This is a genomic window from Paraburkholderia sediminicola (assembly GCF_046027355.1).
GTDB lineage: Bacteria > Pseudomonadota > Gammaproteobacteria > Burkholderiales > Burkholderiaceae > Paraburkholderia > Paraburkholderia sediminicola_B.
Genome location: NZ_JAQQEK010000022.1, coordinates 20,680 through 45,676 on the forward strand (window position 1 = coordinate 20,680; position 24,997 = coordinate 45,676).

Genomic DNA, 24,997 nt, shown 5'->3' on the forward strand with positions numbered 1-24,997 from the left:
CGCGGCGCCAACTTCAGCCACACATCGCGAAGCGTCCCATGAAGCTTCGCGACATCGCATAACTCCCCGGAGGAACGACGTGAGCAATCTGATCATTCGCAAGGTAGCCGTGCTCGGCGCCGGCGTGATGGGCGCGCAGATCGCCGCGCACCTGATCAACGCCAAGGTGCCCGTGCTGCTGTTCGACTTGCCCGCCAAGGAAGGCCCGAAGAACGCGATCGCACTGAAGGCGATCGAGAACCTGAAGAAGCTTTCGCCGGCGCCGTTCGGCGTGAAGGACGACGCGCAATACATTCAGCCCGCGAACTACGACGACGACATCGAAAAGCTCGCCGAATGCGACCTCGTGATCGAAGCGATTGCCGAACGCATGGACTGGAAGCACGACCTGTATAAAAAGGTCGCACCGCACCTCGCGCCAAACGCGATTTTCGCGACCAACACGTCGGGTCTGTCGATCACCGCGCTGTCGGAAGGTTTCTCGGATGAACTGAAGGCGCGCTTCTGCGGCGTGCACTTCTTCAATCCGCCGCGCTACATGCACCTGGTCGAGTTGATCCCGACCGCCACCACGCGCCCGGAAATTCTCGATCAACTCGAGTCGTTCCTGACCAGCGTGGTCGGCAAGGGCGTCGTGCGTGCGAAAGACACGCCGAACTTCATCGCCAATCGCGTCGGGATTTTCTCGATTCTCGCCGTCGTGACCGAAGCCGCGAAATTCGGCCTGCGTTTCGACGAAGTGGACGACCTGACCGGTGCGCGTCTGGGCCGTGCGAAGTCGGCCACGTTCCGTACCGCCGACGTAGTCGGTCTGGACACGATGGCGCACGTCATCAAGACGATGCAGGACACGCTGAAGGACGACCCGTTCTTCCCGGTCTACGAAACGCCGGCCGTACTGGCCGAACTCGTGAAGAAGGGCGCGCTGGGTCAGAAGACCGGCGGCGGCTTCTACAAGAAGGAAGGCAAGGCGATCAAGGTGCTCGACCCGAAGACAGGCGAGTATGTGGACGGCGGCGCGAAGGCGGACGAACTGGTCGGCCGCATTCTGAAGCGCCCGCCGGCGGAGCGTCTGAAACTGCTGCGCGAATCGCAGCACCCGCAGGCCCAGTTCCTGTGGGCGATCTTCCGCGACGTGTATCACTACATCGGCGTGCATCTGGAATCGATCGCCGACAACGCGCGCGACGTCGATCTGGCGATCCGCTGGGGCTTCGGTTGGAACGAAGGCCCGTTCGAAGGCTGGCAGACGGCCGGCTGGAAACAGGTCGCCGAATGGGTCCAGGAAGATATCGCGGCCGGCAAGGCGCTCTCCAACGTGCCGCTGCCGTCGTGGGTGCTGGAAGGTCCGGTCGCCGAGCAGGGCGGCGTGCATACGAACGAAGGTTCGTGGTCGCCGGCTTCGAAGACGTTCGTGCCGCGCTCGTCGCTGTCGGTCTACGACAAGCAGGTGTTCCGTGCACCGCTGGCCGGCGAAACCAAGGCTGATCCGAAGACCTACGGCAAGACGCTGTTCGAAACCGACGCCGTGCGAGCATGGGTCGACGATCGTGCGGGCGAGAACGACGTGCTGATCGTCTCGTTCAAGAGCAAGATGAACACGATCGGACCGTCGGTGATCGACGGTCTGACGCAGGCCATCGAACTGGCCGAAAAGGACTACAAGGGTCTGGTGGTGTGGCAGCCGACGTCGCTGAAACTCGGCACGCCGGGCGGCCCGTTCTCCGCGGGCGCCAACCTCGAAGAGGCGATGCCGGCGTTCATGATGGGCGGTGCGAAGGGTATCGAGCCGTTCGTGAGGAAATTCCAGCAAGGCATGCTGCGCGTGAAGTACGCGAGCGTGCCGGTCATCTCGGCCGTGTCGGGCATCGCGCTCGGCGGCGGCTGCGAGCTGGCGTTGCATAGCGCGAAGCGGGTCGCGCACATCGAAAGCTATATCGGTCTGGTGGAAGTCGGCGTGGGTCTCGTGCCCGCGGGCGGCGGCCTGAAGGAAGCGGCATTGCGCGCGGCGGAAGCCGCGACGCAAGTGGGCGCGATCAACGATTTGCTCAAGTTCGTGCAGAAGTCGTTCGAAAACGCGGCGATGGCGAAGGTCTCGGCCTCCGCACTCGACGCCCGCGCCATGGGCTACCTGAAGCCGTCGGACACGATCGTCTTCAACGTGTTCGAACTGCTCGACGTCGCGAAGAAGGAAGCGCGCGCGTTGTCGGCGTCGGGTTATCGTCCGCCGCTGCGTGTGACGCAAGTGCCGGTGGCCGGGCGTTCTGCGATCGCGACCATCAAGGCGTCGCTCGTCAACATGCGCGATGGCCGTTTCATCAGCGAGCACGATTTCCTGATCGCGAGCCGTATCGCGGAAGCGGTGTGCGGCGGCGACGTGGAAGCGGGCAGTCTGGTCGATGAAGAATGGCTGCTGCAACTCGAGCGTCGTGCGTTCGTCGATCTGCTCGGCACGCAAAAGACGCAGGAACGGATCATGGGCATGCTGCAAACCGGCAAGCCGGTGCGCAACTAAGCGACGAGCGGATCGCAAAAACATGCATGGGACCGGAGTAAGCGCTAAGGCGCCGACTCCGGTCGACATAGGAGCTTCAAATGGCAAAGCAATTGCAAGACGCATACATCGTCGCCGCGAGCCGTACGCCGATCGGCAAGGCGCCGCGCGGGATGTTCAAGAACACGCGCCCGGACGAACTGCTGGTGCACGCGATCAAGTCAGCCGTGGCGCAAGTGCCCGGCCTCGACACCAAGGTGATCGAAGACGCGATCATCGGCTGTGCGATTCCTGAAGCGGAACAAGGCCTGAACGTCGCGCGCATGGGCGCGCTGCTGGCGGGCTTGCCGAATAGCGTCGGCGGCGTGACGGTGAACCGCTTCTGCGCATCGGGCCTGACCGCGCTGGCGATGGCCGCCGACCGCATCCGCGTCGGCGAGTCGGACGCGATGATCGCGGGCGGCTGCGAATCGATGAGCATGGTGCCGATGATGGGCAACAAGCCGTCCATGTCGCCGCATATCTTCGATCGCAATGAGGACATTGGCATCGCCTACGGCATGGGCCTGACCGCGGAGAAAGTCGCCGAGCGCTGGAAGATCAGCCGCGAAGCACAAGACGCGTTCTCGGTCGAATCGCACCGCCGCGCCATCGCCGCGCAGCAAGCCGGCGAATTCAACGACGAAATCGCCGCCTACATGATCACCGAGCGCTTCCCCGATCTCGCGACCGGCGAAGTCCGCGTGAAGACCCGCGAAGTCTCGCTCGACGAAGGTCCGCGCGCGGAAACGTCGCTCGAAGGTCTGGCCAAGCTGCGCGCGGTGTTCGCCAGCAAGGGTTCGGTGACGGCGGGCAACAGCTCGCAGACGTCGGACGGCGCGGGCGCGTTGATCGTGGTGTCGGAAAAGATGCTGAAGGAATTCAACCTGACGCCGCTCGCGCGTTTCGTCAGCTTCGCCGTCCGTGGCGTGCCGCCGGAAATCATGGGCATCGGTCCGAAGGAAGCAATTCCGGCCGCGCTGAAGGCCGCCGGCCTGAAGATCGACGACCTGGACTGGATCGAGCTGAACGAGGCATTCGCCGCGCAATCGCTGGCGGTGATTCAGGACCTCGGTCTCGATCCGGCGAAGATCAACCCGCTCGGCGGCGCGATCGCACTCGGCCATCCGCTGGGGGCGACGGGCGCGATTCGTGCGTCGACCGTGGTGCATGGCTTGCGCCGCCGTAACTACAAGTACGGCATGGTGACGATGTGCGTCGGCACAGGCATGGGCGCGGCGGGCATCATCGAGCGCCTGTGAGCATGTTCACCCCGATGTTCGCTTCGGACTTCGCGCGTACGCGTTGAAGACCGCGGAACGGTTCGCAGGCCCCCTGGCTTGCGAACCGTTTTTACATTCTCAGCAGGAGTACGAGGAGATGACGATGGATATCCTGGTCGAGCGCGCCGACGGCGTGCTGACGATTGCCTTCAACCGGCCCGACAGGAAAAACGCGATTACGGCCGCGATGTACCAGACGATGGCCGACGCGCTGGTCGAAGCGCAAGGCGACGCAGCCGTGCGCGCCATCCTGATTCGCGGCAGCGCGGGCATTTTCAGCGCCGGCAACGATCTCGAAGATTTCATGAAGACGCCGCCGATGGGCGAACACGCGCCGGTGTTCCAGTTCCTGCGCGCGATCAGTTCGGCGGAGAAGCCGGTGGTGGCGTCGGTGGCGGGGCCGGCGGTCGGCATCGGCACGACCCTGCTGCTGCACTGCGATCTGGTCTACGCGGCCGACACCGCGAGCTTCTCGCTGCCGTTCACGCAACTCGGCCTGTGTCCGGAAGCGGCGTCGAGCCTGCTGTTGCAGCGTGTGGGCGGCTACCAGGCAGCGGCGGAGAAACTGCTGCTCGGCGAAGCGTTCGACGCCGCCGAGGCGCAGCGCATGGGTTTCGTGAATCGCCTGCTGCCCGCTGCCGAAGTCGATGCATTCGCCGCTTCGCAAGTCGCGAAGCTGGCCGCACTGCCGGCTTCGTCATTGCGCGTGACGAAGAGCTTGATGAAGCGCGCGAGCCACCAGGAATTGCAAACGCAGATGTCCGAAGAAGCCGTGCATTTCGGCAAGATGCTGCTCGCGCCCGAAGCACGCGAGGCGTTCAAGGCGTTCTTCGAGAAGCGCAAGCCGGACTTCCGGCAATTCGATTGAGTGGTGTGCCTGAGCGCTTGAGTCACTTCGGGCGCGAGCGCTCCGGCGTAGAAGGGACTTGCCCGCTCGTGCGGTTTCCAGCTTCCGCGCCTTGGGACGTTCGCCCGCTCGTCTGTCAGGCGCGTCACCCGTTCAGGACTGCGCCGGCTGCAACGTATCGTAGTCGACGTAGCTTTTCTCGCGGCAGAAGCTCACCAGCCGCACGCCCGCCTTGCGGGCAATCGCAATCGCCAGCGACGACGGCGCCGAGATCGTGGCGACCATCGGCACGTCGACGCGCGCGGCCTTGCGCACCAGCTCGTAGCTGGCGCGGCTCGACAGAAACACGAAACCTTCCTTGGTATCCACGCGATCGAGCACCAGCTGGCCGATCAGCTTATCGAGCGCGTTGTGGCGGCCGACGTCCTCGAACGCATAGCGGATCGCGCCCGCCGCGTCGCACCACGCGGCGGCGTGCAGGCCGCCGGTGAGTCGCGTCAATGCCTGATGCTCGGGCAATTCGCGGGCGGCGCGCGCGATCGCGTCCGGCGCGAGCCGTTGCAGAAAACCCGTGTCCGGCACGCGCTCGGGTTCCAGATCCAGCAGATCGATGCTTTCGATGCCGCAGACACCACAGCCAGTGCGCCCGGCGAGCGCGCGGCGCTTCTCCTTGAGTGCGACGAACGCCTGCTGCACCACCTGCAACTGCACTTCGGCATGCGGCAATTCGCCGTCATCATGCAGCTCGACCTCGATGTCCTGAATGTCGCTGCCGCGCGCCACGATCCCTTCCGAAATCGCAAATCCGACCGCGAACGCTTCCAGATCGCGCGGCGTGCACATCATCACCGCGTGCGAAATGCCGTTGAAGACGAGCGCGACCGGCCACTCCTGACCGACGTGGTCGGTGACGGTTTCGACCGCCGCGCCGCGATGCCGGCGCACCTGGCGCTCCACCGCGCCCGGCTGCCCGGCTGTTTCCAGTTCGTTCAAGCTAGTTCACTCCTTTCCCATGCTGCGCGTGCGCGAGCCGTTGGCGGGCCGGTACGTTCCCGCCAGCCATGCCGCCGTCGCGCGAATAAGGTTCTAAAATACCCCAAGCTGGGTTTGCGCGTTGCCCGCCATCCACGAGGGACATTGTCATGGGACTCAACGAAGCACCGCTTCTGTTCAACTTCGAGGTCGCGTCTTCGGAGAATTTCACTTACATCCCGATGTCGGTGCGCTTCAATCTCGACCGGTTCGGGCTGCGCATCACGCTCGATCAGTGGCAAACGCTGCCGCTCGAAGACCGCAAGCTGCTGGCGCGTTTTCCGGTCGAGGAAGACGCGGAAATCGAGCCGAATTTCGATCATGCCCTGTTCGAAATGCTGCGGACCCACGCGAACATCGAGCCGGAGTGGTTCACGCCCGAGGAAGCGCCGGCCTGGCGCCGCACGGACAGTGTGCCTGACGGCATCGCACACCAGGCGCAACTGGCCGGTCTCGCCGCGCCGGGCGTCGCCCGGTGGGCCGAACTGGAGCCGTTCAAGCGCTACGTGCTCGCCAAGCTGTCGCGCAAGCCGGAGGCCAATCACGACTTCGTCCCGGCCATGAAGGAATTCGGCGCCGCCGGCTAGGTACGGCCGGCCAGGTTTTTTTTAATCGCTACCCTCAATCTATTCCGAACCCTGCCGTTATCCATGGGTTGGCGCGTAAAGAGAGTATCGATGCGGCCCGACGCATCGAAAGCGATCGCGCGCTCCCGCCCGCAGAACGATTGACGTTCGGAACCCATGACTCCTTTTTTATCGAAGCGGCTGCTGATCAACCTGGCGGTCGTTGCCGCGGCGATCGGCGCGAACGCGTTCGTCGCCTATACGCAGATTTGCGGCCAACGCGACGCTGACGCGCGCATGCTGCGTTCGACGAGCGTGCGCCAGAACCTCGACGCCTACCGTACGGCGCTCGACGGCGGCCTCGCCGCGCTCGGCCGCTTCGAGGCGTCGGGCGAGTCGGCGCCGGCCGGCGCGGCCACCGCGATGGCCACCACGCTCGCGGGTCTGGAGCGCGACCTGCGTAAGGAACTGGCCGCCGAACCCGCCATGCTCGACGCGCTCGCGAAGCTGAGCGCGGACAGCCACGCGTTGCAACACGACATCGACGACGCGCTGCTCAGGAGCGCCAATGCCGGACCGGACGCCTCGCGCGCGTGGGCGGCCTCGACTTACACCCATCTCGGGCTCGGCCTGGATCGCGTCGAAGACGGCCTCGCGGCGCTGCGCGGCGCGGAGAGCAGCGCCTTGCAGGCGTCGCTCGCGGCGTCCGCCAGCGAAAGCCAGCGGGCGATGTTCCTGCTGATCGTGACCATGCTGGGCGGCAGCGTGCTGCTGATCTTCACGTTCGGCGCCCGGGAAAACAGCGCGCGCGAGAAGCTGCGCACCGTGCGCGCGCTCGGCCGCCATGACGAACGCTTTCGCGGCCTGTTCGACGATCATCCGGTGCCGATGTACATCTTCGATCGCGAGACGCTGCGCTTTCTCGCCGTCAACGCGGCCGCGATCCAGCAGTACGGCTACACCGAAAGCGAATTTCTCGGCATGACGATTCGCGCGATCCGGCCGAACGGCGAAATCTCGCGTCTCGAATCGCATATGCAGCGCAGCGACGCGGGCCAGCACGGCCGCACCATGGCGGGCATCTGGCATCACCGGCGCAAGGACGGCTCGACGATCAGCGCCGACATTTCGTATCACGCGCTGAACTTCATGGGCCGCGCGGCGTTCTTCGTGCTCGCCGACGACGTTACCGACCAGATCAACGCCGAAGCCGAGGCGCAGCGTTCGAACCAGATGCTCGAAGCGGTGATCGACAATATTCCGCAGCGCATTTTCTGGAAGGACATGGAGTCGCGCTATCTCGGCTGCAACATGGCGTTCGCGCGCGATGCCGGGCTCGCGTATCCGGAGCAGGTGGTGGGCAAGAGCGACGCCGACATGCCGTGGCGCGACTTCTCGACGCTGCTGAACGATCATGACAAGGAAGTGGTGAGCACCGGCGTGCCGAAGATGAACTTCGAAGTCGATCTGGTGATCGACGGCGTGCACCGCACCACGGTCACGAGCAAACTGCCGTTCACCGACGGCGACGGCCGCGTGATCGGCGTGCTCGGTTCCTACACGGACATCACCGAGCGCAAGCGTGCCGATCTTGCCTTGCGCCTGCAAAGCCGTGCGCTCGATGCCAGCGTCAACGCGATTCTGATCACCGCGCCGTCGCCGACCGGCAATCTGATCGAGTACGTGAACCCGGCGTTCATGCGCATCACCGGCTACGACCCCGCCGAGGTGATTGGCCACGATTGCCGCGTACTGCAACGCGACGACCGCGAACAGGAAGGCGTCGCGCTGATCCGTCAGGCGCTCGCGGCGAACCGCGAAGTCAGCGCGGTGGTGCGCAACTATCGCAAGGACGGTGCGCTGTTCTGGAATCAGCTCTTCATCGCGCCGGTGCCGAATCAGGACGGCGTGATCACGCATCACATCGGCGTGATCAACGACGTGACTGATCTGATGCGCTATCAGGAGCAGCTCGAATACCAGGCCAACTATGACAGCCTGACGCGCCTGCCGAACCGCAATCTGTTGCGCGACCGCCTGCAGCATGCGCTGATCGTCGCGCAACGGCATCACAAGGGCGTCGCGGTCGTGTTCATCGATCTGGACGGCTTCAAGAACGTCAACGACAGTCTCGGCCACAGCGTCGGCGATCGTTTGCTCAGCGTGGTCGCCGAGCGCCTCGCGCGCTGCACGCGCACGAGTGACACGGTGGCGCGGCACGGCGGCGACGAGTTCGTGATCGTGATGACCGACACCGTCGACGAACAGTCGCTGATCGCGTGGATGGAGCGCGTGCGTGCGTCGATCTCCGAGCCGGTCTGGCTCGACGGCACCGAGCTGTATGTCGGCTGCAGCATGGGTGCGAGCCTGTTCCCGCAAGACGGCGAAGATGCCGAGACGCTGATGAAAAAGGCCGACCTCGCGATGTATCGCGCGAAGGACATGGGCCGCAACACGTTCCAGTTCTATCAGCCGGAGATGAACGCGAGCGCGGGCGCGCGCCTGAATCTCGAGCGGCGTTTGCGCCGTGCGTTGCGCGACAACGAATTCCTGCTGCACTACCAGCCACAGGTGGATATCGAGAGCGGACAGATTGTCGGCACCGAGGCGCTGGTGCGCTGGCGTGATCCGGAAGTCGGACTGGTGCCGCCGTCGTCGTTCATTCCGGTCGCGGAGGAAAGCGGGCTGATCGGGCCGCTCTCGGAGTGGGTGCTGCGCGAGGCGTGCCGCCAGAACAAGGCTTGGCAGGACGAAGGCTTGCCGCCGGCGCGGGTGTCGGTGAATCTGTCGGCGCGGGTGTTCCAGCAGCGCGATATCGCCAAGCTGGTCATGCAGGTGCTGGCCGAGACCGGCCTCGAGCCGCAATACCTCGAACTCGAGCTGACCGAAAGCACCATCATGCGCAACGCGGAAGAAGCGGTGTCGATGCTCAACGAGCTGCACGCGCTCGGCATCGGCCTCGCCATCGACGACTTCGGCACCGGCTATTCGAGCCTCAGCTATCTGAAGCGCTTCCCGGTGGACCGGCTGAAGATCGACCGCTCGTTCGTCTCCGACATCGGCGTGTCGGGCGACGACGAGACGATCACCTCGGCGATCATCGCGCTCGCGCATTCGCTGAAGTTGCAGGTGATCGCCGAAGGCGTGGAGACGTCCGCGCAACTCGACTTCCTGAAAGAGCGTGCGTGCGACGAGATGCAGGGGTTCTACTTCGCGAAGCCGTTGTCGACGGACGCGATCTCCGAGTTGCTGCAAGGTGGCGTGGGGCGCGAGCTGGCGACGGTTTGAGCGCTCACGCCCGCAGGCTCACTGCGCCGGCGTGTCCAGGAAAACCGGCAGACCTTCCGCCAGTTCGGAGAACGACTGCAGGAAGGGATGCGCCGTCTTGCTGACCATCCCCGGCAGCATCATCTGCGTGAAGTGCCAGGCGACCGCCACGGTGACGTCGGCCGCGTCGAACTGACTGGCCTCGATCGGCAGCGCCGCCGCCGCGAGCTCGCGCTCGAGTTCGGCATAAGCGGCGAACAACTGCGTGCTCACGCGATCCACCCACGGCTCATGCTGCCTTTCCACCGGGCGCAGATTGCGTTCGTAGACGATCTGCACGCTCTTCTCGCAGGCGGCGAGCGCGAGGCCCGTGAGGCGGGCGGCGCGCAAGGCGGCGTCGGGCCGTGTCGGGAAAAGCCGCTGGTTCGGCCCGGCGAGCGTGGCGAGGTACTGGAGAATCACCGTCGAGTCCATCACGGTCTGGCCGTTGTCGGCGATCAGCGTGGGCGCCTTGACGACAGGGTTGATTTTCGCAAACTGGTCGTAGGTGCTGAACACCGAGATCGACTCGTGCTCAAAGTCGAGCTTCAGCAATTTGAGGCAGATGGCGACCCGGCGTACGTAGGGCGAATCCAGCATTCCGATCAGTTTCATCTCATTCCCGTTAGAACATCTATCATGGCGCGCCCGGGCCCGCTGTGGCATGGCGGTTCCCTTGCTGGCAAAGGTCGAGGCGCATCGAATCGATAGGTTAAGCATCTCCGCACTGCAAAAAAAGCGACAATTAACGACGATTTACGTCAGAATTTCTTACATGAAACCGATCCCGCCTTTGACCGCGCTGCGCTGCTTCGAGGCCGTCGCTCGACTGGGCGGCGTCACGCAGGCCGCGCGGGAGTTGCATGTCACGCACTCGGCGGTGAGCCAGCAGATCAAGGTGCTGGAAGATTCGATGGGCGTCGCGCTGTTCATGCGCGAGGCGCGTGGGCTGCGTTTGACCGAGGAAGGACGGCTCTATGCGCTCGACATCCGCATGGCGCTGCGCGACATCACCCATGCGACGCGCCGCGCGCAGGCGCGGCCGCACGACAGCGAACTGGTGATCACCACCTTGCCGTCGTTCGCACAGCATTGGCTCGTGCCGCGCCTCGCCAGCTTTCGCGACGCGCATCCGTACTACCGGATCCGCTTGCAGACGAGCTTGCAGGTCGAGGATTTCCGCCAGGGCGCGAGCGACATCGGTATCCGCATGGGGCAGGGGCATTGGCCCGACGTCGCCCAACAGAAACTGTTCGACGACGAGATGGTGGTGGTCGCCGCCCCGCATTTCACGCTCGCGCCGCATGGCCGCTTGCCTTTGAGCGCAGCAGAAGTGATGGCCTGTCCGCTGATCTCGAGTCCTGATACGCCGTGGCATGACTGGTGTCAGGCGGCCCAGGTGGCGGAGCCGGCCGAGGGAGCGGTGGTGCTGTCGGCGAACGACTCGAATATCGTGATCGGTGCCGTGCTGCAAGGCCAGGGCGTCGCGCTCGAACGACGCAGCCTGGTCGCGTATGCGCTGGCGCGCGGCAAGCTGGTGCAGATCACCGATATTCGCGTGCCGTACCCTTATCCCTACTGGCTGGTCTGGCAGCAACGCGAAACGCTCAATGCTTCGCAGGCGCATTTCGCGCAGTGGATTGAAGGGCAGGTCGACGCTTATCTGCGCAGCAACGGCGCGCCTGCGGTGTCGATTCGTGCAGGTTAGCCCGTACTCGTACGCGTAATCGGTTTGCGCGGGCGTTTCAGTCGGATATATTCGTGGTTCCCATCTCAAACCGCGCTGGGAACCACGAAGCATCGATTCACGCGGCGTTGCGCCCGATTTTCGCTGCTTGCACTGGGTCATGGGCGTTTCGCCGTCGACTATCCGCCAATCCGACTGATCCGACTGGAGAGAACAATGACGTCGTCACCTGCAAAGAAACTGTCTGTGTTGCTGGCATCGGTTGTACTGAGCGTGGCTTGTGCCGCGCCGGCGTTCGCGCAAAGCGGCGGCGGCGGTGGCGGTGGCGGTCCGGCGGGGAGCGACTCTGACGCGGCCATTCCGTCGGCCGCATCGAAGGCGGCTCCGAGCACCAAGGCTCAGCGCAAGGCCGCGCGCAAGCAGGCGCGGGCGAAGAAAAACGCCGAGTTGAAGAAGTTGGAGGCCAACGGCTATCAGCCGTCGAGCACCGATCCGAACTATCCGAACGACATTCAGAAGGCGCAGAAGAAGGCGGGAATCGGCGAGGCAGCGAGCCAGTGACCTTGTACCAGGCCTAAGGAAAACGAGGCGCCGCGGCGCAAGCCTATCGCTGAATCCATTGTGTGCGGACTGGAGACATAGTTGTCGGAAAGCACGTTCTGATTCTGCCAAATAGCCCCTGTTGGTCAGTGACTTACAGGGGCTTCTTCATAGCGGGTCTTCCTGACCCATCTGGGCTGGAAGGTACCACGTCGAGCAAGAGCCGTCCCGCTTGAAAGCGGAACTGCCGACGGCAGCAAACGGCTACAGCCGGCCGGGCGCGTGAATATCGACTCATGTTTTGAGTCGATTAAGCGTTCAACCGCCTCACAGTCGGCTATACTTCCATTCGACTCGTAATGTGAGTCGAATAGAGCCCTCAATCGCCTCAACGCTCATCCAGCGCCATGTCACCAACCTCATCTCTCATCTGGCAAGCCCCCACGTGGCCTGGCATGCACTACGACGTTGTTCGTGTCGGCGGCGAGCTGGCCCACGCGCACCGAGTTCAGGGGATCGTTGAAGGCAAGCTAGCAGGTCTTGGCTTCGAACAGTGCCTCGAACTCGCCGCCGAGGCCTGGAGCCAGGATGCAGTCGCGACGGCAGCCATCGAGGGTGAACGCATCGACCTCACCGCAGTGCGTTCGTCCGTGGCGCGGCGACTAGGTGTCGGGAATCAGGATGGCCCCGTCGCGCCGAGAAGCGTCGAAGGCCTGCTCGACATCATGGATAACGCAGTGCGGCAAAGGGAGGCGCCACTCACACACGAGCGCTTGTGTGCCTGGCAGGCGGCTCTTTTCCCGACCGGCTACTCAGGCATGACCAAAATTCTTGTCGGGGCCTATCGCGAGCATGCCGAGCCAATGCAAATCGTCAGCGGGAGCGTGGGACGTGAACGGATCCACTACGAGGCTCCGTCATCGGACGGCGTTCCGGCCGAAATGCAGAAGTTCCTGGACTGGTTCAACGCAACGACCGAGCACGACAATCTGGTCAAAGCAGCACTCGCTCACCTATGGTTCGAGACGATTCATCCCTTTGAGGACGGGAATGGCCGTATCGGTCGAGTCCTCATTGACCTTGTGCTGGCGCGCGACAGCGGTGAGGTTAGCCGCTTGATTCGTACCTCACAGCGCTTGCTTGACAAGCGGCGCGACTACTACGAGCAGCTCGAGCGCGCCCAGCATGGCGAGCTGGATGTGACCGAATGGGTTCTGTGGTTCGTGGAACAGGTGCGAGTGTCCTGCGAAGAAGCGTCCAATGTCGTGGACGCCGCGCTCGGTAAAGCCATTTTCTGGATGAACCACCAGGACAAAGTACTCACGGCTCGACAACGCAAAGTCGTCAACCTTCTGCTCGATGCCGGTCCCAAGGGCTTCGAAGGAGGCATGAGCACCCGGAAGTACGAGAGCGTCGGCAGCACCTCGCGCGCCACGGCGTCGCGCGAACTCATCGAACTCGAGGACATGGGGCTTCTGCGCAAGGTAGGTGCCGGTCGCTCGACCCGCTATTACCTGAACATCCCAGGGTGGGGACCGGCGGATACGGCTAAATCGTCAACAGATTAAGCAATAGGCTTGGCCGCGGCGCCTCGTTTTTCGTTGTGCGGCAAGCCGCTCAATCCAGCACCGGCAGCGCGCGCGGACGGCGATCGCTATCGGTGGCGACGTAGGTCAGCGTGGCTTCGGTGACCTTCACGAGATCTTCGGTGAGGCTCATGCGCTGCGCGTAGACCTCGACTGCCACGGTGACCGACGTATTGCCCGTCTTGACAATGTCCGCGTAAAAGCTCAGCAGATCGCCGACGAACACCGGCTGCTTGAACACGAACGAATTGACCGCGATGGTCGCCACCCGCCCGTTGGCGCGGCGGCTTGCCGGAATCGAGCCCGCAATGTCCACTTGCGCCATGATCCAGCCGCCGAACACGTCGCCGTGGACGTTCGCGTCCGAGGGCTGCGGCACCACGCGCAGCGCACAGTGCTTTTGCGGGAGTTGAAGAATATCGGTCATCGGGGCACCCTTGAGAAACGTGTTGGCTCGGTCGGCTCGACCGGCAGGCGGGGTATTTCACGACAACGGTACGGCACGCACCGCGCGGCCAACGTGCCACCCACGGCGGGCCAACCCATGAAAAGCGGCGCCAGCCGGCTTCTGCGACAATAGAAAGATCAGGAATTGTACGGGAAAGCGCCCAGCCGGGTCGCGCGACAATAAGCAGTGTGCCGAGCCGGCATGCCGCGGTCGCCGCGCCGCTGCGAACTCCGGCATTTCCACACTCTCCCCAGCCGATCTCCATGCGCCGCACGCCCTCGTCCGAACCCTCGCCGATCTCCACCCAGCCGCGCAACGACTGGCAGACGATCCTGTCGCTGCTGCCCTATCTCGCCACGTATAAATGGCGGGTCGGCTTCGCGCTGAGTTGCCTGATCGGCGCGAAGGTCGCCAATCTCGGCGTGCCGATCGTGATGAAGCGGATCGTCGACGGTCTCGCCTCGGTGCAGCATCTCACCGCGCTCGGCCGCGCGCACGATTCGCCGGGCATCGTGTTGCTGGGCGGCATCGGCCTGCTGGTGGTCGCGTATGCGGTGGTGCGGCTGTCCACGTCGCTGTTCACCGAACTGCGCGAGATTCTGTTTTCGAAGGTGACCGAAAGCGCGGTGCGCCAACTCGCGCTGAAAGTGTTCCGCCATCTGCATGCGCTGTCGTTGCGCTTTCACCTCGAACGGCAGACGGGCGGCATGTCGCGCGATATCGAGCGCGGCACGCGCGGCATCACGCAACTGATCTCGTATTCGCTGTACAGCATTCTGCCGACGCTCGTCGAAGTCGGGCTCGTGCTCGGCTTTTTCGTCGTCAAATACGAGGCGTATTACGCGGTGGTCACGTTCATCGCGCTTGCCGTGTATATCGTCTTCACGGTGAAGGTCACGGAGTGGCGCACGCATTTTCGCCGCACCATGAACGATCTCGATTCGAAGGCGAATTCACGCGCGATCGATTCGCTGCTGAACTACGAGACGGTCAAGTACTTCGGCAACGAAGAGTGGGAAGCGAGCCGTTACGACGAAAACCTCAAGCGCTACCGCACGGCGGCGATCAAGTCGCAGCGCTCGCTGTCGGCGCTGAACTTCGGCCAGCAGGCGATCATCGGCACGGGGCTCGTGTTCATTCTGTGGCGCGCCACGCAAGGCGTGATGGCGGGGCGTCTCACGCTCGGCGATCTGGTGCTGATCAACACCTTCATGCTGCAGCTTTATATTCCGCTGAATTTTCTCGGCGTGGTGTATCGCGAGTTGAAGCAAAGCCTCACCGATATGGACCGCATGTTCACCCTGCTCGGCGCCGCGCAGGAAGTGCCCGACCTCGAGGGCGCGCCCGCGCTGCGCGTGAGCGGCGCGCAGGTGCGCTTCGAACATGTGAACTTCGCGTACGAACCGGCGCGTCAGATTCTGTACGACGTGAGCTTCACGATTCCGGCGGGCACCACGACCGCGGTGGTCGGTCATAGCGGCTCGGGCAAATCGACTCTCGCGCGGCTCATGTTCCGCTTCTACGATCTGGACCGCGCGACGGGCGGCGCGATCACCATCGACGGTCAGGATATTCGCGACGTCACGCAGGATTCGCTGCGCGCGTCGATCGGCATCGTGCCGCAGGATACGGTGCTGTTCAACGATTCGATCTACTACAACATCGCTTATGGCCGCCCCTCGGCGACACGCGAGGAAGTGATCGCGGCGGCGCGCGCGGCACATATTCACGAGTTTATCGAGGGGCTGCCGAAAGGCTATGACACGCCGGTCGGCGAACGTGGCCTGAAGTTGTCCGGCGGCGAAAAGCAACGCGTGGCGATTGCACGGACCATCCTCAAGAATCCACCGATCCTGTTGTTCGACGAAGCGACGTCCGCGCTCGATTCACGCTCCGAGCGCGCCATTCAGCACGAGCTCGATCAGATCGCCCGCGAGCGCACGACGCTGATCATCGCGCACCGGCTTTCGACAGTGGTGCACGCGCAGCAGATCATCGTGATGGACAAAGGGCGGATCGTGGAGCGCGGCACGCATGCGGAACTGCTGCGCGCGAACGGTTTGTTCGCGCAGATGTGGGCGTTGCAGCAGCAGCGCGCGGCCGAGGCGCCGGAGGCGGTGGAAACCGCGGGCGCGGGGGACGGTGGGCGATAAAACTTGTGCGGCGATTTTTTGCCCCGTTGCGTGGCGATGCAGCGCGATGCGAAACTCTAGCGCCGAACGCCGAACGCCGAACGCCGAACGCCGAACGCCGAACGCCGAACGCCGAACGCCGAACGCCGAACGCCGAACGCCGAACGCCGAACGCCGAACTTGTCGCGCTTAACGCATGCGCAAACGCTGATCCAGCTCGCCCAACTGCGCCGGCGTGCCGACGTTCTCCCACAAGCCCTCGTACAACTCGCCGCTCGCGAGACCGCGTGCAATCGTGTCGCGGTAATACGGCGTGAGCGCGCGCCGCGTGCCGCGTGGCAGATCGCGGAACATGCGCGTGTCGTAGAGGCCGATGTTGCCGAACGTGAAGCGGGGCTGGGTGTCGAGCGATAATGCGCCGCCGTCCACCAAACCAAAGTCGCCATTCGGATGAAACGCCGGGTTCGGCACCATCACCAGATGCATGCCCGGCTCGGGCAACGCCTGCAATTTTTCGGCGTGCATATTCAGCGTGGCGTAATCGAAATCGGCATACACATCCCCGCTGACCGCGACGAACACTTCGCTCGCGCCGTCATCCTCGAGCAGCGGCAATGCCTGCACGATGCCGCCAGCCGTCTCCAAGGCCTCGCGCTCGGCCGAGTAGCGCAACTCGACTTGCCAGCGCGAGCCGTTGCCGAGCGTGGCTTCGATCTGCTCGCCGAGCCACGCGTGGTTGATCACAATGGTTCGAAAGCCCGCCAGCGCGAGCCGTTCGATCTGCCACACGATCAGCGGCTTGCCGCCCACGTCGAGCAAAGGCTTGGGGCACGCGTCGGTCAACGGACGCATGCGCTCGCCGCGGCCCGCGGCGAAAATCATCGCTTTCTTCAGGGACATCGTCATCGGTCAGAAGGTGTAGCCGACTTCGTTCGCGCGGCCTTCGAGATCGTCGAGCAGCTTCGCGAACGGACGCAGCGGTGCATAGCGTTCAGCAACCTTGCGCGCATAGCCGATGAAACGCGGCAGATCCTTCATGTAGTGTGGTTTGCCGTCGCGGTAGTTGATCCGGCAAAAGAGCCCGAGCACCTTGATGTGCCGTTGCAGACCCATCCATTCGATCTGGCGGTAGAACTCGCCGAAATCGGGATCGACCGGCAGGCCGGCTTTTTTCGCGCGCTCCCAGTAGTACACGAAGCAATCCAGCTCAAACTCCTCGTCCCAGCTCAGGAACGCGTCGCGCAACAGCGAGGCGACGTCGTAGGTGATCGGGCCGTACACCGCGTCCTGGAAGTCCAGCACGCCAGGGTTCACCGGGTTCGGCTCGCTTGCGATCATCAGATTGCGCGGCATGAAGTCACGCAGCATGAACACCTGCGGCTGCGCGCGCGCACTCGCGATCAGCAGCGCGAACGTGCGATCGAGCACGCCACGCACTTTTTCGTCCGCTTTTTCGTCCGTCCCGCGGCCCAGATGCCGGCCGAGGAACCACTCCGGCATCAATTCCATTTCGCGACGCAGGAAAGCTTCGTCGAACGGCGGCAGCACGTCTTCGCGCGAGGTGAGTTGCCAGCGGATCAGCGCGTCGAGCGCGTCGCGCATCAGCGCACGGGCGCGGCGCGGGTCGTCCGCGTTTTGCGCCTCGGTCAGCGCGCCGAGGTACGAAGCCGTGCCCAGATCGGTGACGAGCATGAAGCCGGCCTCGAAATCGACCTCCAGCACGCGCGGCACGTGCACGTCGGCGGCCGCGAGCAACTGCGCGACCTGCACGAATTCGCGGCACTTTTCGGGCGGCGGGGCATCGACGGCGATCAGCGTGCCGTTGCTTTCGCCTTCCGCCGCCTTACCGGCGAGACGGAAATAGCGCCGAAAACTGGCGTCGGACGAAGCCGGGGCAAGGGTGTCGAGCTCGAGCGCATAGCGCGCCACGTGGCCTTTCAGCCAGGCTTTGAGCAGTTCGAGACGGGTATCGGTGGAGTCTTGGGATGGGGGCAGCGTCATGAAAACCGGCGGCAAATTCAGAGGGGCAACGTCTTGCCATATAATACCCCACGACTTTTTTGACGCGGCTCACGCCAGCTTTCGCGTATTCCGCTTTACCGCCCGCCTCATCGTTCGACAGATTGTAAATATTGATGTGCAGCCGACTGTCACGGTCGGGGTGTGCAGGCGGTGGACCGTGACTGCAGATGCTGACGGACGAGCCGATTCGCCAAACGATACATGCCGCCTAGACAGCTTTCCCAAACGACTCCCTCTTGTGCTGGTGTGCCGCGCAAAAGGCGGCTCGTCGCGGCGTTGATCGCCGTTCCGGGCCTGATGCCCGCGCTTGCGCACGCCCAGCTGGTGGGGGAAGCCGCGCAGCCGCAACCTATCGACGCGCCCTGGGGCATGCAGCTTGCCCCGCAGCTCCAGGAACGTCCGCTGCAGCCGGGCCAGAAGCCGGCCACGTTCGTGCTCGGCGACACGACCACCGGCACTACCGACCAGGACATGGCCGCCAAGGGCGCGGCCGAGGTGCGGCGCAATACGGTCGTGATCAAGGCCGACGCGCTGCATTACGATCAGGACACGGATATGGCCGACGCGTACGGCCAGGTCCACGTGGTCAACAACGGCAATTCGTTCGTCGGCCCGGAAGCGCACATGCGGGTGGATTCGAGCGAAGGCTTCATGACCGCGCCGAAGTACCACTTCAACGTGACGGGCGGCTCGGGCAGTGCGGAGCGCGTCGACCTGCTCGACAACGAGCGCTCGGTCTTCACGAAGGGCACCTACACGGCCTGCGCGTGCGTGGACGATCCGGCCTGGTACATCAAGGGCAGCGAGTTCGATTTCGACACCGGCGCGGACGAAGGCGTCGCCTACAACGGCGTGCTGTTCTTCCAGGGCGTGCCCGTGTTCGCTTCGCCCTGGCTGTCGTTCCCGCTCTCGGGCGAGCGGCGCAGCGGGATCCTGCCGCCCACGTTCTCGCTGAGTTCGTCGAACGGCTTCGAACTGTCGGTACCGTATTACTTCAACATCGCGCCGAATCGCGATCTGACGCTCACGCCGCGTCTGATCTCCAAGCGCGGCGTGCAGACGCAGGCGTCGTTCCGTTATCTGTCGCCCACGTATTCCGGCTCGATCACCGGCGAATTCCTGCCGGACGACCATCTGACCAAGACCAACCGCTACGCGCTGTACATCCAGCACAACCAGAACTTCGGCAACGGGTTCGGCGGCTACATCTACTACAACAAGGTTTCGGACAACACGTATCCGGAAGACTTGTCGTCGTCGGTCAATCAGTTCATGAACGGCACCCAGCTTCTGTATCAACAGGAAGCCGGGTTGACCTACAACAACGGCCCATGGTCCGTGCTCGCGCGTGAGCAGCACTGGCAGACGCTGACGCCGTCCGTCGCGCCGTACGGCCGCGAGCCGCAGTTGAACGTGAAGTACGCGAAGTACAACGTCGGCGGCTTCGACTTCGGCGCGGAAGCCGACTACACGAATTTCCGCATCACCACCGCGGACATGACCGAAGGTCAGCGGGTGATGTTCAACCCGTACATTTCGTATTCGGTGGTCGGGCCGGGTTACTTCGTCACGCCGAAGGTGCAGTGGCACTTTGCGTCGTACAACCTGCGCAATATCGGCGACGACGTGCCGATCGGCACGCCGAAGAATTTCACCGAATCGATCCCGACGCTGTCGTTCGATACGGGTTTGATCTTCGACCGTTCGGTGCGGATCTTCGGCCAGGATTACATCCAGACGCTGGAGCCGCGTCTGTACTACGTCTACACGCCGTATCGCAACCAGGAATCCGCGCCGCTCTTCGACACCGCCGAATCCGACTTCGGGCTGGCGGAAATCTTCACGCCGAACACGTTCGTCGGCAACGACCGGATCGCTGACGCGAACCGTCTGACGGCCGCCCTCACTACGCGCTTCATCGACGCGGCCACGGGCGACGAACGGGCGCGCTTCGTGATCGCGCAGCAGTACTATTTCACGGACCAGCGCGTCACGCTGCAGCCTACCCAGACCAGCGCGCAGGCCACGCATTCGGACCTGATCGCGGGGGCGTCGTTCAAGCTCGGTGCCGGTTTCGCTTCGGAAACGGCGTTCCAATATAATGCCGACAACAACCAGTTGGTGAAGACGAGCGTCGGCTTCGGGTTCAGTCCGGCCACCGGCAAGGTGATCAACGTCGCGTACCGCTACACGCGCGCGAACACCACGCTGGACAACCAGCCGATCAATCAGGCGCTGATTTCGGGCCAATGGCCGCTCACGCATCGGGTGTACGGGGTAGCACGGTTCAATTACGACCTGGGCGGCCATCGGATCGTCGACGGCCTGGTCGGCCTGCAGTACGACGCCGACTGCTGGACGCTCGGCGCCGGGATCCAGCGCTACGCGAACGGTCTGAACACCTCGGGGCAGAATCAGTCGAGCACGCGGTTCCTCGCGCAGTTGACGTTCAAGGGCTTGTCGAGCGTCGACAACGGGCTGATGACCGCATTCCGCAGCAGCGTGGCGGGCTATACGCCGTTGCCGCCGCCGCCGCCGCCGGAATCGCGGTTCACCAACTACGAATGACGCATCATTTGACGAATGACGCATCATTTATAAAGTGCGAAAAGACGGGCCAGGCGCGCCCGACATCATTGGAGTATCTGTGGCAATCATGAAAAAGCTTCGCTTGGCAACGCTTGCGGCCGGTCTTGCGGCCGCGGCGTCTTTCCTGTCGGTTGCGCCGGTGCAGGCGCAGGCGCTGGGCGGCAGTAGCGGCCAGACGGTCGACACCATTGCCGCAGTGGTCAACAACGGTGTCATCACGCGGCGCGAGCTCGACGAACGCATGAGCCTGATCACCCGCCGCCTGAACCAGCAGAACGCGCCGGTCCCGCCGATGGACCAGCTGCGCCAGCAGGTGCTCAACCAGATGGTGCTGGAACGCATCCAGTTGCAGAAGGCCAAGGAAGACGGCATCAACATCGACGACGCCACCGTGCAAAAAACGCTCGAACGGCTTGCCGCGGCGAACAACCTGACGCTCGACGTGTACCGCTCGCGGATCGAGGCGCAAGGCGTGCCCTGGACCACGTTCACCAGCGACGCGCGTACCGAACTGACGCTCTCGCGTCTGCGCGAGAAGGAAGTGGACAGCAAGGTCACGGTGTCGGACGCCGAAGTCGCGAACTACATCGCCAGTCAGCGTGGCCCGAACGCCGGCCTGGCGAGCGACCTGCATCTGCAGCACATTTTCATCAAGGCGCCGCTGAACGCGTCGGAGACGGATATCGAAGCCGCTCAGCAGAAAGCTAACGCGTTGCTCGCCGAAGCCAAGGGCGGCGCCAATTTCGAAAAGCTGGCGAAGTCCAATTCGCAGGCGCCGGATGCCTCGAAAGGCGGCGATACGGGTTTCGTTTCGCCGTCCAAGCTGCCGCCTGAATTCGTCAAGGCCGCTTCGACGATGCGTCCCGGCGAAGTCAATCCGGATCTGATCCGCACCAACGACGGTTTCGAAATCGTGCGTCTGGTCGATCGCCGCGCGGGTCAAGGCGCCAGTTCGGATGCGCCGAAGCTCGTGCAAACGCACGTGCGTCACATTCTGCTGCGCGTCGGCGACGGCATGTCGGAACCGCAAGCGCGTCAGAAGCTGCTCGAAATCAAGAACGAGATCGCCGCGGGTGGTGACTTTTCGAAATTCGCGCACACTTACTCGCAAGACGGTTCGTCGTCGCAAGGCGGCGACCTCGGCTGGATCAGCCCGGGCGAGACGGTGCCGGAATTCGAGCGCGCCATGAACAGCCTGCAGGACGGCCAGATCAGCGATCCGGTCCGCAGCGAATACGGCTATCACCTGATTCAGGTGCTGGGCCGCCGCGAATCAGAAGGTTCAGTCTCGCAGCAGATGGATCTGGCGCGCCAGGCCATCGGTCAGCGCAAGGCGGAACAGGCTTACGCCGACTGGTTGCGCGAACTGCGCGATACTGCATACGTGGAAGTGAAACCCACACTGTCGAGCATGCAATAACTGTCATGACAAGCGCCGCCCAGTCCGCCCGCCCACCGTTGCAGATCGCGATCACGACCGGCGAGCCCGCCGGCGTCGGCCCCGAATTGACGGTGCAGGCACTGGCGGGCGCGGCGGCGCATTGGCCGCACGCGCAGTTCACCGTGCTGGGCGACGCGGACCTGCTCGCCGAACGCGCGCGCGCCGTGGGGGTCGACTGGAGCGCACTGGTGGCGGACGGCAAGCGCGTGCGCCTGCAACACCGGCCGCTCGGGGCGCCTGCCATCGCGGGCAAGCTCAACGCGGCCAATGGCCGCTACGTGCTCGATCTGCTCGACAGCGCGATCGACGGCGCGGTAGCCGGCACGTTCGACGCGATCGTCACCGCGCCGCTGCAAAAGAGCACCATCAACGATGCCGGCGTGCCGTTCACCGGCCACACCGAATATCTGGCCGAGCGCACGCACACGCCGCGCGTGGTGATGATGCTGGCCGGCACCGGCAAGCGTCCGTTGCGCGTCGCGCTGGCCACCACGCATTTGCCGCTCAAGGATGTCTCCGCCGCGCTTTCGATCGAAAGCATTGTCGAGACGCTGCGCATCATCGATCACGACTTGCGGCACCACTTCGGGTTGCCGGCGCCGCGCATCCTCGTGACGGGGCTGAACCCGCACGCGGGCGAAAACGGTTATCTGGGCCGCGAGGAAATCGAGGTCATCACGCCGGCGCTGAAACTCGCGGACGCTCAAGGCATCGACGCGCGCGGTCCGTATCCCGCCGACACGCTGTTCCAGCCGCGTTATCTGGAGGAGGCCGACTGCGTGCTGGCCATGTTCCATGACCAGGGCCTGCCGGTGTTGAAATACGCCACGTTCGGCGAAGGCATCAATGTCACGCTCGGCTTGCCGATCATCCGCACCTCGGTCGATCACGGCACCGCGCTCGATCTGGCCGGCACGGGCCGCGCCGACGCGGGCAGCCTGATCGCCGCGATCGAGACGGCGGTGTCGATGGCGCAGCACCGCCGCGCGGGCTGAGTCGGCGCGCTCGCGCGGCTTCTCGCATGTATCCTGCCACTAGCAATCTATGCGGCATGGCGAGCGCGTCCAGCGCATCGAGCAGGTGCGCGCCGCTCAGCAGGTTCCTTTTCTTAAGCAGTTCTCTTTCTTAGCGTTTCTTCGATGTCCACCAGCAGACAGCAACAGGGCCGGCACCAAGGTCATATCGCGCGCAAGCGTTTCGGTCAGAATTTTCTGGTCGACATGGGCGTGATCGATTCGATCGTCGATGTCATCCGGCCGCAACGCGGCGAGCGTATGGTCGAGATCGGGCCGGGCCTCGGCGCGCTCACCGAACCACTGATCGAGCGTCTGGCGACGCCGGAAGCGCCGTTGCACGCCGTCGAACTGGATCGCGATCTGATCGGCCGTCTGAAGACGAAATTCGGCGGCCTGCTTGAACTGCATGCGGGCGATGCGCTCGCGTTCGACTTTGGCTCGCTGGCCGCGCCGGGCGAGAAGGCGTCGCTGCGCATTGTCGGCAATTTGCCGTACAACATTTCGAGCCCGCTGCTGTTTCATCTGACATCGTTCGCGCATCGCGTGATCGATCAACACTTCATGTTGCAGAACGAAGTGGTCGAGCGGATGGTGGCGGAGCCGGGCACCAAGGCGTTCAGCCGTCTCTCGGTGATGCTGCAATATCGCTATGTGATCGACAAGCAACTCGACGTGCCGCCCGAAGCGTTCAACCCGCCGCCGAAAGTCGATTCGGCGATCGTGCGGATGATTCCGTACGAGCTGCATGAACTGGCGCCAGTGGACGAGCGCGTGCTGGGCGAAGTGGTGACGGCCGCGTTCTCGCAGCGTCGCAAGATGTTGCGCAACACGCTCGCTGCGTATCGCGATTCGGTGGATTTCGAGGCGCTCGGTTTCGACCTGCAACGTCGCGCTGAAGACGTGCCGGTGGCTGAATACGTGCGCGTGGCGCAGATCGTGGCGGCCAAAGCCTAAGTGTCCTGAGCCTTAACGGTCACAGTAGGCTCTAGATTGTCATCCGCTTCGCCGGTGCGTTGACCAGCGCGATACCGGTCAGCACCAGCACCGCGGCCGTCAGAAAGCGCAGGCTGAACGACTCGCCGAGCAGCAGCACGCCGAAGGTCACGCCGAACAGCGGCGTCAGGAACGAGAACACCGACAGGCGCGACGCGATATAGCGCGTCAGCAACCAGAACCACACCAGATAGCTGACGAACGCCACGACCACCGCCTGATACGCGAGGCTCACCACGGCCAGCGGCGTGACGGTTTCCACGTGCGCCTGGCCGAGCCAGAGCGCAAGCGCGAGCAGCACCACCGCAGACACCGTCAATTGATAGAACAGCGTCTTGCTGGCGCTCGATTGAGCAAGTCGCGTGGCGCGCACCACCACGGTGGTCGCGGCCCACGCGATGCCGGCCAACACACCGAGCGCGTCGCCGGCAACACCCGTGACCACCGAGCCGCGCGCGGCGTGGCCGTGCAGGAAGCCGTCCGCGAAGGCGAGCGACATGCCCGCGAATGCTACGACGATACCGACCCACTGGATCCGCCGCATACGCTCACCGTCGACGAACCAGTGCAGCCCGAGCGCCGTGAAGCACGGTGCGGTGTACAGAAAGACCGCCATGCGCGACGCGCTGGTCAGCGTCAGGCCGAGAAAAATGCACACGAACTCGCTCGCGAACAGCACGCCGGCGAGCAGGCCGGCGCCCAGCGTGCCGTCGTCGCGAAAGAGCGGCGTACCGCGTGAGCGCGCCCAGCCCCATACCAGTACCGCCGCAATCGCCGAGCGCAGGCCCGCCTGAAAGACCGGCGGCAGGGCGATATTGGTGCTCTTGATCGCGACTTGCTGGAGACCCCAGATCGCGCACAGGCCGATCATCAACAGGATGGCGAAGCTATCCGGGGCGCGGCGTGCGGGCAGGGCGGAGGTGCTCATGGGCGGCGTCGAGTTGGAAACAGCTCGTACGATATCAAACCTGCCCGA

General features: G+C 64.0%; 19 protein-coding genes. 13 read left to right on the forward strand and 6 right to left on the reverse strand.

Features of this window, described 5'->3' with window-relative positions; translation table 11 throughout:
* Nucleotides 1-79: 79 nt before the first annotated feature.
* The 3 genes from PQR42_RS30565 (at nt 80) to PQR42_RS30575 (ending at nt 4,684) form a co-directional block, all read left to right on the forward strand.
* The gene (locus tag PQR42_RS30565; RefSeq protein ID WP_408392691.1) at nt 80-2,515 is read left to right on the forward strand and encodes a 3-hydroxyacyl-CoA dehydrogenase/enoyl-CoA hydratase family protein; all 2,436 of its coding nucleotides are present in this window, start codon (nt 80-82) and stop codon (nt 2,513-2,515) included.
* Nucleotides 2,516-2,595: 80 nt separating this feature from the next.
* Nucleotides 2,596-3,795 carry an acetyl-CoA C-acyltransferase gene (locus PQR42_RS30570; protein ID WP_408392694.1) on the forward strand — a complete coding sequence of 400 codons (1,200 nt, stop codon included), beginning with the start codon at nt 2,596-2,598 and terminating at the stop codon, nt 3,793-3,795.
* A 118-nt stretch (nt 3,796-3,913) separates the two neighbouring features.
* Nucleotides 3,914-4,684, forward strand: coding sequence for an enoyl-CoA hydratase (locus PQR42_RS30575; RefSeq protein ID WP_408392697.1), 771 nt, complete (start codon nt 3,914-3,916; stop codon nt 4,682-4,684).
* A gap of 132 nt (nt 4,685-4,816) precedes the next feature.
* Here the strand turns inward: PQR42_RS30575 and fdhD are convergent, their stop codons facing one another.
* Nucleotides 4,817-5,656: a formate dehydrogenase accessory sulfurtransferase FdhD gene (fdhD, locus tag PQR42_RS30580; RefSeq protein ID WP_408392700.1), complete on the reverse strand. Its 840-nt coding sequence runs from the start codon at nt 5,654-5,656 to the stop codon at nt 4,817-4,819.
* Nucleotides 5,657-5,805: 149 nt separating this feature from the next.
* On the opposite strand from fdhD, the gene PQR42_RS30585 reads away from it, so the two are divergent.
* On the forward strand, nt 5,806-6,282 hold the full coding sequence (locus tag PQR42_RS30585; protein WP_408392703.1) for a nitrate reductase associated protein: 477 nt from the start codon (nt 5,806-5,808) through the stop codon (nt 6,280-6,282).
* 156 nt (nt 6,283-6,438) lie between these two features.
* On the forward strand, nt 6,439-9,549 hold the full coding sequence (locus PQR42_RS30590; protein WP_408392705.1) for a sensor domain-containing protein: 3,111 nt from the start codon (nt 6,439-6,441) through the stop codon (nt 9,547-9,549).
* Nucleotides 9,550-9,567: 18 nt separating this feature from the next.
* Here PQR42_RS30590 and PQR42_RS30595 read toward each other — a convergent pair whose 3' ends face one another.
* A complete protein-coding gene (locus tag PQR42_RS30595) occupies nt 9,568-10,182 on the reverse strand; it encodes a glutathione S-transferase family protein (protein ID WP_408219783.1) in 615 nt (204 codons plus the stop codon).
* 160 nt (nt 10,183-10,342) lie between these two features.
* On the opposite strand from PQR42_RS30595, the gene PQR42_RS30600 reads away from it, so the two are divergent.
* From PQR42_RS30600 to PQR42_RS30610, 3 genes are all read left to right on the forward strand, one after another.
* The gene (locus PQR42_RS30600; protein WP_408392708.1) at nt 10,343-11,275 is read left to right on the forward strand and encodes a LysR substrate-binding domain-containing protein; all 933 of its coding nucleotides are present in this window, start codon (nt 10,343-10,345) and stop codon (nt 11,273-11,275) included.
* A gap of 195 nt (nt 11,276-11,470) precedes the next feature.
* Nucleotides 11,471-11,815 carry a DUF4148 domain-containing protein gene (locus PQR42_RS30605; protein ID WP_408494369.1) on the forward strand — a complete coding sequence of 115 codons (345 nt, stop codon included), beginning with the start codon at nt 11,471-11,473 and terminating at the stop codon, nt 11,813-11,815.
* Nucleotides 11,816-12,201: 386 nt separating this feature from the next.
* Nucleotides 12,202-13,362 carry a Fic family protein gene (locus PQR42_RS30610; protein ID WP_408392711.1) on the forward strand — a complete coding sequence of 387 codons (1,161 nt, stop codon included), beginning with the start codon at nt 12,202-12,204 and terminating at the stop codon, nt 13,360-13,362.
* A gap of 49 nt (nt 13,363-13,411) precedes the next feature.
* On the opposite strand, the gene PQR42_RS30615 is transcribed toward PQR42_RS30610, so the two are convergent.
* A complete protein-coding gene (locus PQR42_RS30615; RefSeq protein WP_116118972.1) occupies nt 13,412-13,807 on the reverse strand; it encodes an acyl-CoA thioesterase in 396 nt (131 codons plus the stop codon).
* Between the two features lie 284 nt (nt 13,808-14,091).
* On the opposite strand from PQR42_RS30615, the gene PQR42_RS30620 reads away from it, so the two are divergent.
* Nucleotides 14,092-15,981 carry an ABCB family ABC transporter ATP-binding protein/permease gene (locus tag PQR42_RS30620; RefSeq protein WP_408219797.1) on the forward strand — a complete coding sequence of 630 codons (1,890 nt, stop codon included), beginning with the start codon at nt 14,092-14,094 and terminating at the stop codon, nt 15,979-15,981.
* A gap of 168 nt (nt 15,982-16,149) precedes the next feature.
* Here PQR42_RS30620 and murU read toward each other — a convergent pair whose 3' ends face one another.
* Together murU and PQR42_RS30630 are read right to left on the reverse strand one after the other, a co-directional pair.
* Nucleotides 16,150-16,866 (reverse strand): N-acetylmuramate alpha-1-phosphate uridylyltransferase MurU, encoded by a 717-nt coding sequence (gene murU / locus PQR42_RS30625; protein ID WP_408219800.1) that lies wholly within the window; start codon nt 16,864-16,866, stop codon nt 16,150-16,152.
* A 3-nt stretch (nt 16,867-16,869) separates the two neighbouring features.
* Complete coding sequence (locus PQR42_RS30630; protein ID WP_408392713.1) at nt 16,870-17,961, reverse strand: aminoglycoside phosphotransferase family protein; 1,092 nt, start codon at nt 17,959-17,961, stop codon at nt 16,870-16,872.
* Between the two features lie 222 nt (nt 17,962-18,183).
* Here PQR42_RS30630 and PQR42_RS30635 point away from each other — a divergent pair, with 222 nt between their 5' ends.
* From PQR42_RS30635 to rsmA, 4 genes are all read left to right on the forward strand, one after another.
* Complete coding sequence (locus tag PQR42_RS30635) at nt 18,184-20,550, forward strand: LPS-assembly protein LptD (RefSeq protein ID WP_408392715.1); 2,367 nt, start codon at nt 18,184-18,186, stop codon at nt 20,548-20,550.
* Between the two features lie 79 nt (nt 20,551-20,629).
* Nucleotides 20,630-21,991, forward strand: coding sequence for a peptidylprolyl isomerase (locus PQR42_RS30640; protein WP_408392718.1), 1,362 nt, complete (start codon nt 20,630-20,632; stop codon nt 21,989-21,991).
* A 5-nt stretch (nt 21,992-21,996) separates the two neighbouring features.
* A complete protein-coding gene (gene pdxA, locus PQR42_RS30645) occupies nt 21,997-23,007 on the forward strand; it encodes a 4-hydroxythreonine-4-phosphate dehydrogenase PdxA (RefSeq protein ID WP_408392720.1) in 1,011 nt (336 codons plus the stop codon).
* Nucleotides 23,008-23,151: 144 nt separating this feature from the next.
* Nucleotides 23,152-23,982: a 16S rRNA (adenine(1518)-N(6)/adenine(1519)-N(6))-dimethyltransferase RsmA gene (gene rsmA, locus PQR42_RS30650; RefSeq protein ID WP_310813064.1), complete on the forward strand. Its 831-nt coding sequence runs from the start codon at nt 23,152-23,154 to the stop codon at nt 23,980-23,982.
* Between the two features lie 31 nt (nt 23,983-24,013).
* Here rsmA and PQR42_RS30655 read toward each other — a convergent pair whose 3' ends face one another.
* Nucleotides 24,014-24,949 (reverse strand): DMT family transporter, encoded by a 936-nt coding sequence (locus tag PQR42_RS30655; RefSeq protein WP_408392724.1) that lies wholly within the window; start codon nt 24,947-24,949, stop codon nt 24,014-24,016.
* Nucleotides 24,950-24,997: the final 48 nt, after the last annotated feature.